The sequence below is a fragment of the Pseudomonas sp. S2_B10 genome (assembly GCF_054668425.1).
In genome coordinates, this window is the sequence record NZ_CP162768.1 from 2,083,236 (window position 1) to 2,097,165 (window position 13,930).

The following is a 13,930-nucleotide window of genomic DNA, read 5'->3' on the forward strand; positions in this document are numbered from 1 at the left end:
TCAAATCTCCTTGGTCAAGCGAGTGTTGTCTTCGTGCTCGCCCTCGGCCGGATCGTCGGCTGCGGACAACGGACGCGCCGGGGTGCGTTTCTTGCCTGGACCACCGTCCGGCGTTGCGCTGCCTTCGCTGATCTTCGGCCCTTTGCGCACCAGGCGCATCATGTAGCCGAGACCGGCGCCGAACAGCGCGAAATAGACCACGACGAACATGATCAGGGTGATGCTCATCTGCATGAAGCTGTGGTTGGACGAAGCATCGGCAGTGCGCATCAGGCCGTAGACCACCCACGGTTGACGGCCGATTTCCGTGGTGAACCAGCCGGCGAGAATCGCGATCAGGCCGGACGGCCCCATCCACAACGCCAGATGCAGGAACGGCCGCGAGGTATACAGCGAGTCACGCTTGCGCAGCCACAGACTCCACAAACCGGTGAAGATCATCAGGAAACCGAGGCCGACCATGATCCGGAACGACCAGAACACGATGGTCGAATTCGGCCGGTCTTCCGGTGGAAATTCCTTCAGCGCCGGTACTTGTTTATCCAGCGAGTGGGTCAGAATCAGGCTGCCAAGGTATGGAATCTCTACGGCGAACTTGGTGCGTTCCTCTTTCATGTCCGGCCAGCCGAACAGGATCAGCGGCGTCGCTTCGTCGCCATGGTTTTCCCAGTGGCCTTCGATCGCAGCGATTTTCGCTGGCTGATGCTTGAGCGTGTTGAGGCCGTGGAAGTCGCCGATCACCGCTTGAATCGGCGCGACGATCAATGCCATCCACATGGCCATCGACAGCATGGTGCGGATCGCCGGGTTGTCTCTGCCGCGCAGCAGGTGCCAGGCCGCTGACGAGCCGACGAAGAACGCCGTGGCGACGAACGCGGCCGTGGCCATGTGCATCAGCCGGTAAGGGAATGACGGGTTGAAGATGATTGCCAGCCAGTCGGTGGGGATCACCTGACCGTTGACGATTTCAAAGCCTTGCGGGGTCTGCATCCAGCTGTTGGAGGCGAGAATCCAGAAGGTCGAAATCAGCGTGCCAATCGCTACCATCACCGTCGAGAAGAAGTGCAGGCCGCGCCCGACCTTGTTCCAGCCGAACAGCATGACGCCAAGGAAACCGGCCTCAAGGAAGAACGCGGTGAGCACTTCATAGGTCAGCAACGGCCCGGTGACGGCACCGGCGAAGTCGGAAAAACGACTCCAGTTGGTGCCGAACTGATAAGCCATGACCAGCCCGGAAACCACGCCCATGCCGAAGTTGACGGCAAAAATCTTCGACCAGAAATGGTAGAGATCGCGGTAGGTGTCGTTGCGGGTCTTCAGCCACAAGCCTTCGAGCACCGCCAGGTAACTCGCCAGGCCAATGGTGATGGCCGGGAACAGAATGTGGAACGAGATGGTGAACGCGAACTGAATTCGGGCGAGATCCAGAGCCTCTAAACCGAACATATGGCTTCCTCTGTCAGGTAATACGGGTAGCTGGCCCGGAGGCCTGCACCACTGCCCCCACGGATATGGAGTGCGGCGAATTCGGATTCGTTCTTTTTTTGCAACCATCGCAACGCAGGGAGTCTGGCCAAATGGCCGCCAGATCAGTACCGGTCGGGGTCTTGATCTGGATCAAGCAACGTTGAAAGAGTAGTCCCATTTTTACCAATGAACTGCGTGGTGGTTTGCCGCGTGACAAGTTGCCTCACTCCCCTGTGGCGAGGAGATTTATCCCCGTTCGGCTGCGCAGCAGTCGTCGCTTCCAGCTTTTGGGGCCGCTGCGCGACCCAACGGGGATAAATCCCCTCACCACAGGGTTGATTGTCAGCATGAAAGATCGATGTCTGGCTAACTGAATTGTTTCTCCTAGCAACTTCCTGTTACAGACTGGTGATAATCTCGCCGTTCACTCGCCCAAGACCTGCCTTCAGATGCCCATTCAAGAGCCCCTGCTGTTACGTCACCATCGTCCATTCATGGCCTTTTGGCTGGCGCGGATTTTCACCGCCAGCGGTTTCCAGATGCTCACCGTCGCGATCGGCTGGAACCTGTATCAGCTGACTGGCAACGTGCTGGATCTGGGCCTGGTCGGTCTGGTCGAATTCGCCCCGCGCGTGCTGTTCATGCTGCACACCGGGCACGTTGCCGATCGCTATGATCGGCGCAAGGTCGCCGCGCTTTGCCAGTCGTTGCAGGCACTGATTGCCTTGGCGCTGGCTATCGGCAGCGCCACCGATCACGTCACCCGCGAGATGATTTTCATCCTCGCCTTCCTGCTCGGCGCCGCCCGTTCGTTCGAGATGCCGACGACTCAGGCCTTGCTGCCCAGCATCGTCCCCAGTGCACTTTTCCCCCGTGCGGTTGCCGCCGCGCAATCGGCGCAGCAGTCGGCCACTATCGTCGCTCCGGCTCTTGGCGGTTTGCTCTATGCGTTCGGCAGCGTCTGGGTCTACGGCCCGACCGTGCTGCTGTACGTGATCGCCTGCGCGCTGATGCTCAACCTGCCGGCACGCCAGACGCCATTGAATAAAGGCAAAGCCACGCTGGACTCGCTGTTGGCAGGGATTCGCTTCATCCGCAGCCGCCCGGACATCCTCGGCGCGATATCCCTGGACTTGTTCGCCGTGTTGCTCGGCGGCGCCACGGCGTTGCTGCCGGTGTTCGCCAAGGACATTCTGCTGACCGGCCCGTGGGGTCTTGGCCTGTTGCGCTCGGCGCCGGCGGTGGGTGCATTGCTGATGTCGCTGTTTCTGGCGCGATTTGCCGTGGAACGCAATGTCGGCCGGGTGATGTTCACCGCCGTCGGCATCTTCGGCGTCGCTACCATCGCGTTCGGCCTGTCGGCCTCGTTCTGGTTCTCGCTGGCGGTGCTGGTGGTGCTCGGCGCAGCGGACATGATCAGCATGGTCATCCGCGCCTCGTTCGTACAACTGGAAACCCCCGACGAAATGCGCGGCCGGGTCAGCGCGGTGAACGGGCTGTTCATCGGCGCATCGAACCAGTTGGGCGAATTCGAATCCGGCCTCACTGCCCACTGGTTCGGCACCGTGCCGGCCGTGGTCATGGGCGGGATCGGCACGCTGGTGGTGACGGGGACGTGGATCAAACTGTTTCCGACGTTGGCGAATCGGGGTCGGATGCATGTACCGGTGGAAGAGAAGGCCTGAATCCGTCAGGCCATCATCTCCCCCGCCACCCTCGCCCGCAACGCCTTGCCACCAAGCTGCTCGACCAGGGTCAAGGCAAACTCCAGCGCCGGTCCCGAGCCTTGGGCGGTGATGCAGTTGCCGTCGACCACCACCGCTTGATCAACAAACGTACAGCCTGATAGTTGATGGCTGGCGCCGGGCAGGCAGGTCATGCGTCGCTGGCGCAGCACGCCTGATGCTTGCAGCGCGACAGCCGGGGCTTCGCCGATGGCGGCGAACAGTCGGCCGGCACTGGCTTGATCCTTGAGCAATTGCTGCAAGGGCTGATGCGCCGCCAGATGCCGGGAACCGACGGCACCGCCCGGCAGGACAATGAGGTCAAAAGTCTGTGCCAGTACATCGACCAGCATGCCGTCGGCAGTCAGCCGGGTGCCGCGCGCACAGGTCAGCATGCGTCGGCCTTCGATGCTGGCGGCGACCACTTCGATGCCGGCGCGGCGCAGCACGTCGATCAGGGTCACGCTTTGCAAATCGTCGATGCCCTCGGCGAGGGCAATCAGGGCTCTGGAAGTCATGGGCGCTTTCCGCTGGATAGTCAGTCAAGCGTAGTCAGCTTTGTCCCACCCTGTTCGCAGACAGCCGTTACTTGATGTAAAGCTGGGTCGAAAGCGTGTTGCGCGGGGCGTTGATCGAGGTGTTGCTGAAGTTGAAGCTGCCTTCCTGTTTGCCGGCCAGATCGAAGGTATAAAGAGAACCGACGGTTTTGCTACCGGGCGTGCACTCGGTGAGATTGCCATTATCGAAGGCGCACACCGGACCTCTGGTGCCGTTGACCTCGAAGCCATCCAGAGTCACGTGTGGCTGGTTCTGGCCATAGCCGACTTCCAGCACGAAGACTTTGATATTCGGCCCGCTGTGATTGCATTGGGTTTGCGGCTGGTTATCGGCAATATCTTCCAGGCCGCAGGACGGTGACTGCACTTTGATCACCTTCACCTCGGAAAGTGGCGGCGCCGATGCCGCGAACGCCGGAGCTGTCAGCAGCAGTGCTGCAATCCATCCGAAAATCCTGATCCAACCGTTGCGCATGCCTGCCCACTCCAAAAAATCAGCGCGCAGTATGGCGCAGTTGTCGGCTGCGCAAAACTTCGCCGACGATCGACACCAACATCCGCCAAATTCCTCCCGCGGCTGGTATGATGCGCGGCTTTTTCCGACCCACGACAATTTTCCAGGCGCTTGCGACGGTCTGTGCTTTGCTGTTGAGGTCGATACATTCACGGCGCCACGCGCGCCACGGGGAGCAGACATGCTGGAAAGGCTGTTTCAACTCAAGGCACACAACACCAACGTGCGCACCGAAATTCTTGCGGGCGTCACGACTTTCCTGGCCATGGCTTACATTCTGTTCGTCAACCCGAGCATCCTCGGCGAGACCGGCATGGACAAAGGCGCGATCTTCGTCGCCACCTGTCTGGCGGCTGCAATCGGCTCGACCGTGATGGGCCTGATCGCCAACTACCCGATCGCTCTCGCTCCGGGCATGGGCCTGAACGCCTTCTTTACCTACACCGTGGTGCTGCACATGGGCCACACCTGGCAGGTGGCGCTGGGTGCGGTGTTCATTTCCGCCGTGCTGTTTTTCCTGCTGTCGATCTTCCGCATCCGTGAATGGATCATCAACGCCATTCCGCTGCCACTGCGCTCGGCGATTGCCGCCGGTATCGGCCTGTTCCTGGCGCTGATCGCCCTGCACAACGCCGGTATCGTGGTCAGCAACCCGGCGACCATGGTCGGCCTCGGCGATCTGACCAAACCGGCACCGATTCTGGCCACCGTCGGCTTTGCCGTGATCGTCGCCCTCGAAGCGCTGAAAGTGCGCGGCGCGGTGCTGATCGGCATTCTCGCCGTAACTATCGCCTCGATCGTACTGAACGTCACCGAGTTCGGCGGCATCATGTCAATGCCGCCGTCGCTGGCGCCGACCTTCCTGCAACTGGACATCAAAGGCGCACTGGACATCGGTCTGGTCAGCGTGATCTTCGCCTTCCTGTTCGTCGACCTGTTCGACAACTCCGGGACCCTGATCGGCGTCGCCAAGCGCGCCGGCCTGATGGGCAAGGACGGCCACATGCCGAAAATGGGCCGTGCGCTGATCGCCGACAGTACTGCGGCCATGGCCGGCTCGCTGCTGGGTACTTCGACCACGACCAGTTACATCGAATCCGCTGCCGGCGTCAGTGCCGGTGGCCGCACGGGCCTGACCGCCATCGTCGTGGCAATCCTGTTCCTGCTGGCGCTGTTCTTCTCGCCCCTGGCGGCCAGCGTTCCGGCGTTCGCCACTGCGCCAGCGCTGCTGTTCGTCGCCGTGCTGATGACTTCCGGCCTGGCGGAAATAGACTGGGACGACATCACCGTGGCGGCGCCGGTTGTGGTTACCGCGCTGGCCATGCCGTTCACCTATTCGATCGCTAACGGCATCGCCTTCGGCTTCATCGCCTGGACCGCCATCAAGCTACTGTCCGGCCGTGCCCGTGAGCTGAACCCGGCACTGGTGATTCTGTCGATTCTGTTTGTGATCAAGTTGGGTTGGTTCAACGCATGAGTTTCGATTCCCAAGCCTACGCCGAACAACTCGAAGCCAAGGTCACGCGCTTGCGTGATCTGCTGGCACCGTTCGATGCACCCGAGCCGACGGTGTTTGACTCGCCTCTGCAGAACTTCCGCCTGCGCGCCGAATTCCGCCTGTGGCGTGAGGGCGGCGAACGGCATTACGCGATGTTCTCCCAGGACGACAAGCGCACGCCGATCCTCATCGAGGAATTTCCGATTGCCAGCCTGCGCATCAACCAGTTGATGCCGCAGTTGAAGGCCGCGTGGCAAGCCAGTTCGGCGCTGAGCCACAAGCTGTTCCAGGTCGAATTTCTGACCACGCTGGCCGGCGACGCGATGATCACCCTGTGCTATCACCGTCCGCTGGACGAGCACTGGCATGCGGCAGCAACGAAGCTGTCGGCCGATCTCGGCGTGAGCATCATCGGCCGTTCCAAAGGCAAGCGCGAAGTGCTCGGTCAGGACTATGTCGTCGAGAAACTCGAAGTCGGCGGCCGCACCTTCAGCTATCGCCAGCCCGAAGGCGCGTTCACCCAGCCCAACGGCACGGTGAACCAGAAGATGCTCAATTGGGCTTACGAAGCGCTGGGCGATCGCAGCGACGATCTGCTCGAGTTGTACTGCGGCAACGGCAACTTCACCCTGCCGCTGGCTACGCGCGTGCGTAAAGTGCTCGCTACCGAAATCAGCAAGACTTCGGTCAACGCGGCCCTGAGCAACCTCAGCGAAAACGCTGTGGATAACGTCACGCTGGTGCGTTTGTCCGCCGAGGAGCTGACCGAAGCGCTCAACGAAGTGCGCCCGTTCCGTCGCCTGCACGGCATCGATCTGAAGAGCTACGAATTCGGCAGCGTCTTCGTCGACCCACCACGCGCCGGCATGGACCCGGACACCTGCGAACTGACACGACGCTTCGACAACATCCTCTACATTTCCTGCAACCCGGACACCCTGGCGGCCAACATCGCCCAGTTGCATGACACCCACCGCATTACCAAGTGCGCATTGTTCGACCAGTTCCCCTGGACCCATCACATGGAATCCGGTGTGCTGCTGACCCGGCGTTGATTGCGGGTAGTTGGTACGAGAAAGCCGTCGTGATTGACGGCTTTTTTGTGGGTGCTCTAAAAGATCGCAGCCTTCGGCAGCTCCTACATGTGGAACGCGGTTATCTGTAGGAGCTGCCGAAGGCTGCGATCTTTTGATCTGTGCGATCACCGAACATAAAACGCCAAGGTCATTTCTGTTCAATTGACCGATGTAACCATCTAGTACATTTTATCTCCACAGGCCGGAACCTCTCGGCCCATGCCAAAAACAATAAGTGGAGTTGCCCCCATGTCCCCTATCGTTCTGGTGCTTAACGGCCCGAACCTGAACCTGCTCGGCACCCGCGAGCCGGCGACTTATGGTCATGAAACCCTGGCCGATATTTCCGCGCTGTGTGGTCGCGCGGCTGACGAGTTCGGTCTGTCCGTGGAATTTCGCCAGACCAATCATGAAGGCGAGCTGCTCGACTGGATTCACGCCGCGCGTGGTCGTTGCGCCGGGATCGTGATTAATCCGGCGGCGTGGACGCATACGTCCGTGGCGATTCGCGATGCCTTGGTCGCCAGCGAGCTGCCAGTGATTGAAGTGCACCTGTCCAACGTCCACGCCCGTGAGCCGTTTCGTCATCATTCATTTGTTTCCGGCATTGCCACGGCGGTGATGTGCGGGTTCGGCAGCCATGGCTATCGCCTGGCGCTGGAGCATTTCAGCCAGCGGTTGCAGAGGTAAGAACCATGTCGCGTTCCAAGGTGATACTCGCCGGGCTGATCGGCGCCGGGATTCAGGCTTCACGTACGCCGGCACTGCATGAGCACGAAGGTGATGCGCAGGGCCTGCGTTATCTGTACCAGCTCATCGACCTCGATCAATTGCACCTCGACAGCACGGCCCTGCCCGACTTGCTGCAAGCGGCGGAGCGGATGAATTACACCGGGTTGAACATCACTTTCCCGTGCAAACAGGCGGTCATCCCGCTGCTCGACGAGTTGTCGCCGGAAGCCCGTGGCATCGGCGCGGTGAACACGGTGGTGTTGAAGGACGGCAAGCGTGTCGGCCACAACACCGATTGCCTCGGTTTCGCCGAGGGTTTTCGCCGGGGTCTGACAGACGCTGCCCGTGAACGCGTCGTCCAGATGGGCGCCGGTGGGGCTGGCGCGGCAGTGGCCCACGCGCTGCTCAGCGAAGGCGTACGGCAATTGACGATTTTTGATGTTGATCGCGAGCGCGCGGAAAGTCTGGCGAACAATCTGAATCAACATTTTGGCGCCGGTCGCGCGCAGGCCGGAGCGGATTTGCCCGGGGCGCTGGCGCAGGCCGATGGCCTGGTCAACACCACGCCGATGGGCATGGCCAAGCTGCCGGGTTCACCGGTGCCGGCCGGGTTGCTACGCAAGGCAATGTGGGTCGCGGAGATCGTGTATTTCCCGCTGGAAACCGAACTGCTGCGCGACGCCCGCGCCTTGGGTTGCCGCACGCTGGATGGCGGCAACATGGCGGTGTTTCAGGCGGTGAAGGCGTTTGAACTGTTCAGCGGCGTGGTGCCGGATGTGCAGCGCATGCTCGAGCATTTTCAGAGCATGAATGGCTGAACAACAGGGTAACTCTTGTGGGAGCGAGCCTGCTCGCGAAGGCGTCGATTCAGTCAACGAACAGGGCGACTGACACACCGCTTTCGCGAGCGGGCTCGCTCCCACAGGGGGGATCGAGTCAGGCCTTCAGGTAGCGCAACACCGATTCGCAGATCATCTCGCGGTGGCGCTGCTTGATGGTTTCGTCCGGCAGGTCGATCTGGAAGATTTCTCCCAGCGTGTGGCGGTTCGACACGCGATAGAAGCAGAACGAACTGATCAGCAGGTGCACGTCCAGCGCATCGATGCCACGCCGGAACAAACCTTCGTCCGCGCCTCGTTGCAGAATCCCGCCCAAGGTGTCGAGGATCGTGTTGTTCAGCGCCTTGATCGCATCGGAACGCTTTACGTACTCGGCGTTGTGGATATTTTCGATGCTGACGATGCGCACGAAATCGACGTTGTGGTCATGGTGATCGAAAGTGAATTCCACCAGTCGACGGATCGCCAGCTCAGGCGGCAGTTCGTCCAGGTGCAGGCGGTTTTCCGTGCTGCGGATATCGCCGTAAAGCTTCTCCAGCACCTCGACGTACAACTGCTCCTTGCTGCCGAAATAGTAATAGATCATCCGCTTGGAGGTGTGGATACGCTCGGCAATCGCGTCGACGCGGGCACCGGACAAGCCCTGCTGGACGAACTCGACGATCGCCTCCTGCAGAATGTTCTCGCGGGTCTTTTCCGGGTTGTTCTTGCGACTCTTGCGCGGCACTGCGTCGGACTCGACAGCAGCGGCGGAAAGTTCTGAATTCATGGTCATCGCGGGCTCACGGCCATCACTGCACAAGCTGGCGATTATGGGCCGCGCGGGACAGTGAAGGAAGCCGCGCAGCCGGTGTTTAATCCCGCGTTTACGAATTCCCTACAACTTCGCCTGACGCACCGCACCGCTGCGGGATTTGGCCATCGCCGCCAGCCGCACCGCAACGTTGGCCGCGCCGTAGCCGGCATAGCCATTCTTGCGCTGGATGATCTCGAAGAAGAAACGCCCCTCGAACGGCTCGGTGTAGACGTGAAACAACTCGCCGCCCTGGGCGTCACGGTCGTAGAGCACGTTGTAATAGGCCAGCTCGCTGAGAAACTCATCGTCGAAATCGAAACGCGCCGCGAGGTCGTCGTAGTAATTCAGCGGGATGTCCAGCAGCGGCACACCGGCCTCTTTGGCGCGACTGACCTGGGCGAAGATGTCGTCACAATCGAAGGCGATGTGATGCACACCGGAGCCGCGATAACTCGACAGCGCATGAGAAATGGCGGTGTTGCGGTTCTCGGAAATGTTCAGCGGCAGCCGGATCGAGCTGTCGCGGCTGCGCAGTGCGCGGCTCTTCACCAGACCGTACGGATCGGGCAGCACCACTTCATCGTCGGCTTCGAAATCCAGCAGGCTTTTGTAAAACAGCACCCAACTGTCGAGGCTGTCCGCCGGCAGTGCCATGGCCATGTGATCGATACGCTTGAGGCCGCCGCCGGTCTGCGCGTCCGGCAACAGATTGAAATCGGTGCCGTACACGTCGGCGTCCGCATCGACCAGATAAATCAGGCTGCCGTCCGGTGCGCGCACCGCCGCCAGCTCCAGTTCATTCGGCCCGACCAGCCCGCGATAGGGCTGCCCCTTGTAAGCGACCGCGCGTGCCAGCGCACTGGCGCTGTCCTTGACCCGCACCGCCGTGGCGCACAGCGACGGGCCGTGGGCTTCGAAAAAGCTGTGGGCGAACGAATACGGCTCGGAGTTGAGGATCAGGTTGATATCGCCCTGACGCAGCAGGCTGACACTCTTGGAGCGATGCTGCCCGGCCTTGGCAAAACCGAGGCGTTGCAGCCAGTGACTGAGCTTCGCGCCCAGCGCTTCGTCGACGGCAAACTCGAGAAATTCCACACCGTTGTATTCGCTGGCGGACGGCGTTTCGAAAAGAATTTCACGGTTGGCCACCGGCGGCGCTTCCTGCTCGAGACGCTGACGGGTCTTCTCTTCCAGATACAGCAGCGAGCGCAATCCGTCGGCGGCGTTGGCTCGCGGGGGCGCGGCGCGGAAGCCGTCGTTGAAGATTTCCAGCGACAACGGCCCGGTATAGCCACTCTTGATGATCGGTGCGAGGAAACCCGGCAGATCGAATTCGCCCTGCCCCGGGAAACAACGGAAATGCCGACTCCACTCCAGCACATCCATGGCCAGGATCGGTGCGTCGGCCATTTGCACGAAGAAGATCTTGTCGCCGGGAATGTCGGCGATCGCGCTGGGATCGCCCTTCAGCGACAGGGTATGGAAGCTGTCGAGCAGCACGCCGAGGTTGGAGTGATCAGCCTGACGGACGATGTCCCAGACCTGTTGATAAGTATTGACGTGACGGCCCCACGCCAGCGCTTCGTAACCGATGCGCAAGCCACGGGCGCCGGCGCGTTCGGCCAACAGGCGCAAATCATCGACGAGGATTTGTTGATCGCCGACACTGTCCGGCGAGGCGTTGCTGCAGACCAGCACTAGGTCGGTGCCAAGTTCCTGCATCAGATCGAACTTGCGCTCGGCACGCTCAAGGTTGCGCGCCAGGCGCTCGCGGCGGCAGCCTTCGAAGTCACGGAACGGCTGAAACAGGGTGATGGCGATCCCCAGATCGGCGCACATCTGTTTAATTTCCCGGGGACTGCCGTCGTAGTACAGGAGGTCGTTTTCGAAAATCTCCACGCCGTCGAACCCGGCGGCGGCAATGGCTTCGAGTTTTTCCGGCAGGGTGCCGCTCAAGGAAACGGTGGCAATGGAACGCTGCATGTTTCAACTCCCGGACTGCGCCGCTTTATCTTTACTGTAGGAGCTGCCGAAGGCTGCGATCGTTTGATCTTGATTACCAAAACAGCAAAATCAAAAGATCACAACCTTCGGCAGCTCCTACCGGGGAATGGGTTTTTATAGTGAGGGAAATTATTGGCTGCATCCCTGCGCGCAGCAATTTAAAGTGTACTACCCGGTTAGTTTTGCGTGCGATTATCGAACACTAAGGCGATTTGGCGAATTGACGATTTTTTGTTCACTGCCCAACATCGGTTGCACATCGAGTCCGGCCACTAACCACCGGGCAAGGTGTTCGACAGAAAAGAACACCAAATAACAAATCCAAAAACGGGTGGAACACATGATTCCTTCACAGACTTCCCGCATGGCTCCGGCCATGAGCACTGCCACGGGTGGCATAGGCGACAAGATCCGCGGCGCCATGGCTGTCGGCAAGACCCGTTGGGGCATGCTGGCGCTGGTGTTTTTCGCCACCACCCTCAACTACATCGACCGCGCCGCCCTCGGCGTCATGCAGCCGATCCTCGCCAAGGAAATGAGCTGGACGGCGATGGACTACGCCAACATCAACTTCTGGTTTCAGGTCGGCTACGCGATCGGGTTTGTCCTGCAGGGACGCCTGATCGACCGGGTCGGCGTCAAGCGCGTGTTCTTCTGCGCCGTACTGCTCTGGAGCCTGGCCACTGGCGCCCATGGCCTGGCGACCTCGGCAGTCGGCTTCATGGTCTGCCGCTTCATCCTCGGCCTGACGGAAGCGGCCAACTACCCGGCCTGTGTGAAAACCACGCGCCTGTGGTTCCCGGCCGGTGAACGCGCTGTCGCTACCGGCATCTTCAACGCCGGCACCAACGTCGGCGCGATGTTCACGCCGATGCTGCTGCCACTGGTCCTGCATGTGTGGGGCTGGCAAGCGGCGTTCCTGTGCATGGCGGCACTCGGCGGCATCTGGCTGCTGTTCTGGGGCTTGAAGTATTTCAATCCGGAAGATCACCCGACGGTTAAACAGTCGGAACTCGATTACATCCAGCAGCAAGTCGAACCGGAACAGGCCCGCGTGCCGTTCAGCAAGATCCTGCGCATGCGCGGCACCTGGGCCTTCGCCCTCGCTTACTCGCTGACCGCGCCGGTGTTCTGGTTCTATCTGTACTGGCTGCCGCCGTTTCTCAATCAGCAATACAACCTCGGCATCAACGTCACGCAGATGGGTATTCCGCTGATCATCATCTACGTCACGGCTGACTTCGGCAGTGTCGGCGGCGGGATTCTGTCCTCGTTCCTGATCGGTCGCGGGATGAACTCGATCAAGGCGCGGCTGCTGTCGATGTTGCTGTTTGCCTGCTGCATCATCGGCGTGGTCATGGCCGCCGGCTCGGCGAATCTGTGGGTGGCGGTGGCGGCGATCTCGCTGGCGATCGGCGCGCATCAGGCCTGGACTGCGAACATCTGGAGCCTGGTGATGGACTACACGCCCAAGCACATGATGAGCACGGTGTTCGGCTTCGGCGGCATGTGCGCGGCGATCGGCGGGATGTTCATGACCCAGATCGTCGGCCACATCCTCACCGTTACCAACAACAACTACACGGTGCTGTTCACGCTGATTCCGGCGATGTACTTCCTCGCACTGACGTGGATGTACTTCATGGCACCGCGCAAGATTCCGACCATTACCGAATAACCTGCCTGCATACATCCCATTGTGGGAGCGAGCCTGCTCGCGAAGGCGTCAAGTCAGCCACTGAACAGGGTGACTGACACACCGCTTTCGCGAGCAGGCTCGCTCCCACAAGTTGTACCGGGATTCCGCTCTTCAGCGCCGGCTCTGCTGCCACGCTGCCGCCAATCCGCTGCAACAGATCACCGCAATACCGATCACCGTCAACCCGCTCGGTGTGTGATTGAACAGCAGCCAGCCCAACAACCCGGCAAAGACGATCTGGCAATAGCCGAACGGCGCCAGCAAGGCTGGTGCTGCGTGACGGAAGGCCTGAGTCAGGAACAGATGCGCCGTCATCCCGCAACTGCCCAGCGCCAGCATCAGCGCGGCATGAGGCAACGTCGGCACCTGCCAGAAGAACGGCACCAGCGCGCTCATCACCAGGGTATTGCACAGCCCGGCGAAGAAGTTGCTGGTGGTCGGGCTGTCCACTTCGGCGAGCTTGCGCGTCAGCAATTGGTAGAAGCAGAAGAACAGCGCCGAGCAGAACGGCAGCAGGATTGCCGGGGTGAACAGTTCGCCGCCCGGGTGGACGATGATCAGCACGCCGATGAAGCCGCAGATCACCGCGATCCACTGTCCGCGCGTCACTCGTTCCTTGAGCAGCGGCACCGATAACGCCGTCACCAGTACCGGCGCGAGAAAGTTGACCGCCGTGGCTTCCGCCAGCGGGATGTACAGCAGCGCCGTGGTGAAAAACAGGCTGGTGCCGAGCAGGCACAGGGCACGGGCGAGCTGCCATAACGGCTTCTTGGTGCGCAGCACGCGCAAACCGGACTGCGGCAGGAAAATCCCCGCCATCAACAAGGTGTGCACCACATAGCGCGCCCACACCACCATCACGATCGGATAAAAACCGGAGAGGTATTTCGACAAGGCGTCGTGGCTGGAAAACAGGAACGTCGCCACGACAATCAGCAGAATCCCCTTGAAGGGCTGGTTGACACCGGAGAGCGGGGTGCTGACGGTCATTGGCAATCTCTGAAAAAAAATCCGGGCGAGCGTG

Annotated in this window: 12 protein-coding genes; 6 read left to right on the top strand and 6 right to left on the bottom strand. The window is 60.8% G+C overall.

Going from position 1 to position 13,930, the window contains the following annotated elements:
- On the bottom strand, nt 1-1,446 hold the full coding sequence (locus AB4O45_RS09270) for a cytochrome ubiquinol oxidase subunit I (RefSeq protein ID WP_041477768.1): 1,446 nt from the start codon (nt 1,444-1,446) through the stop codon (nt 1-3).
- A gap of 470 nt (nt 1,447-1,916) precedes the next feature.
- Here AB4O45_RS09270 and AB4O45_RS09275 point away from each other — a divergent pair, with 470 nt between their 5' ends.
- Nucleotides 1,917-3,152 (top strand): MFS transporter, encoded by a 1,236-nt coding sequence (locus tag AB4O45_RS09275; protein WP_460161331.1) that lies wholly within the window; start codon nt 1,917-1,919, stop codon nt 3,150-3,152.
- Nucleotides 3,153-3,157: 5 nt separating this feature from the next.
- On the opposite strand, the gene AB4O45_RS09280 is transcribed toward AB4O45_RS09275, so the two are convergent.
- Both AB4O45_RS09280 and AB4O45_RS09285 read right to left on the bottom strand, forming a co-directional pair.
- Nucleotides 3,158-3,709 (bottom strand): DJ-1 family glyoxalase III, encoded by a 552-nt coding sequence (locus AB4O45_RS09280; RefSeq protein ID WP_150638450.1) that lies wholly within the window; start codon nt 3,707-3,709, stop codon nt 3,158-3,160.
- Nucleotides 3,710-3,776: 67 nt separating this feature from the next.
- Entirely contained in the window at nt 3,777-4,223 is a 447-nt protein-coding gene (locus AB4O45_RS09285) for a DUF4879 domain-containing protein (protein ID WP_460161332.1), read from the bottom strand.
- Between the two features lie 220 nt (nt 4,224-4,443).
- Here AB4O45_RS09285 and AB4O45_RS09290 point away from each other — a divergent pair, with 220 nt between their 5' ends.
- The 4 genes from AB4O45_RS09290 (at nt 4,444) to AB4O45_RS09305 (ending at nt 8,386) form a co-directional block, all read left to right on the top strand.
- Nucleotides 4,444-5,739 (top strand): NCS2 family permease, encoded by a 1,296-nt coding sequence (locus AB4O45_RS09290; protein ID WP_016773083.1) that lies wholly within the window; start codon nt 4,444-4,446, stop codon nt 5,737-5,739.
- Complete coding sequence (gene trmA, locus AB4O45_RS09295) at nt 5,736-6,815, top strand: tRNA (uridine(54)-C5)-methyltransferase TrmA (RefSeq protein WP_315435485.1); 1,080 nt, start codon at nt 5,736-5,738, stop codon at nt 6,813-6,815. The genes AB4O45_RS09290 and trmA overlap by 4 nt, the downstream gene beginning before the upstream one ends.
- A gap of 270 nt (nt 6,816-7,085) precedes the next feature.
- Entirely contained in the window at nt 7,086-7,526 is a 441-nt protein-coding gene (gene aroQ, locus AB4O45_RS09300) for a type II 3-dehydroquinate dehydratase (protein ID WP_041477760.1), read from the top strand.
- Nucleotides 7,527-7,531: 5 nt separating this feature from the next.
- On the top strand, nt 7,532-8,386 hold the full coding sequence (locus tag AB4O45_RS09305; RefSeq protein ID WP_095181871.1) for a shikimate dehydrogenase: 855 nt from the start codon (nt 7,532-7,534) through the stop codon (nt 8,384-8,386).
- Nucleotides 8,387-8,504: 118 nt separating this feature from the next.
- On the opposite strand, the gene AB4O45_RS09310 is transcribed toward AB4O45_RS09305, so the two are convergent.
- Entirely contained in the window at nt 8,505-9,182 is a 678-nt protein-coding gene (locus AB4O45_RS09310) for a TetR/AcrR family transcriptional regulator (RefSeq protein WP_016773079.1), read from the bottom strand.
- Nucleotides 9,183-9,284: 102 nt separating this feature from the next.
- On the bottom strand, nt 9,285-11,186 hold the full coding sequence (gene quiC, locus AB4O45_RS09315; RefSeq protein WP_460161333.1) for a 3-dehydroshikimate dehydratase QuiC: 1,902 nt from the start codon (nt 11,184-11,186) through the stop codon (nt 9,285-9,287).
- 361 nt (nt 11,187-11,547) lie between these two features.
- Here quiC and AB4O45_RS09320 point away from each other — a divergent pair, with 361 nt between their 5' ends.
- On the top strand, nt 11,548-12,885 hold the full coding sequence (locus AB4O45_RS09320; protein WP_056790566.1) for an MFS transporter: 1,338 nt from the start codon (nt 11,548-11,550) through the stop codon (nt 12,883-12,885).
- A 132-nt stretch (nt 12,886-13,017) separates the two neighbouring features.
- On the opposite strand, the gene AB4O45_RS09325 is transcribed toward AB4O45_RS09320, so the two are convergent.
- On the bottom strand, nt 13,018-13,896 hold the full coding sequence (locus AB4O45_RS09325; protein ID WP_041477756.1) for a DMT family transporter: 879 nt from the start codon (nt 13,894-13,896) through the stop codon (nt 13,018-13,020).
- Nucleotides 13,897-13,930: the final 34 nt, after the last annotated feature.

Bases quoted from the DNA above. Each gene is read 5' to 3' on its own strand.
- AB4O45_RS09270 (WP_041477768.1), bottom strand. From the start codon at position 1,446: ATGTTCGGTTTAGAGGCTCTGGATCTCGCCCGAATTCAGTTCGCGTTC.
- AB4O45_RS09275 (WP_460161331.1), top strand. From the start codon at position 1,917: ATGCCCATTCAAGAGCCCCTGCTGTTACGTCACCATCGTCCATTCATG.
- AB4O45_RS09280 (WP_150638450.1), bottom strand. From the start codon at position 3,709: ATGACTTCCAGAGCCCTGATTGCCCTCGCCGAGGGCATCGACGATTTG.
- AB4O45_RS09285 (WP_460161332.1), bottom strand. From the start codon at position 4,223: ATGCGCAACGGTTGGATCAGGATTTTCGGATGGATTGCAGCACTGCTG.
- AB4O45_RS09290 (WP_016773083.1), top strand. From the start codon at position 4,444: ATGCTGGAAAGGCTGTTTCAACTCAAGGCACACAACACCAACGTGCGC.
- trmA (WP_315435485.1), top strand. From the start codon at position 5,736: ATGAGTTTCGATTCCCAAGCCTACGCCGAACAACTCGAAGCCAAGGTC.
- aroQ (WP_041477760.1), top strand. From the start codon at position 7,086: ATGTCCCCTATCGTTCTGGTGCTTAACGGCCCGAACCTGAACCTGCTC.
- AB4O45_RS09305 (WP_095181871.1), top strand. From the start codon at position 7,532: ATGTCGCGTTCCAAGGTGATACTCGCCGGGCTGATCGGCGCCGGGATT.
- AB4O45_RS09310 (WP_016773079.1), bottom strand. From the start codon at position 9,182: ATGACCATGAATTCAGAACTTTCCGCCGCTGCTGTCGAGTCCGACGCA.
- quiC (WP_460161333.1), bottom strand. From the start codon at position 11,186: ATGCAGCGTTCCATTGCCACCGTTTCCTTGAGCGGCACCCTGCCGGAA.
- AB4O45_RS09320 (WP_056790566.1), top strand. From the start codon at position 11,548: ATGATTCCTTCACAGACTTCCCGCATGGCTCCGGCCATGAGCACTGCC.
- AB4O45_RS09325 (WP_041477756.1), bottom strand. From the start codon at position 13,896: ATGACCGTCAGCACCCCGCTCTCCGGTGTCAACCAGCCCTTCAAGGGG.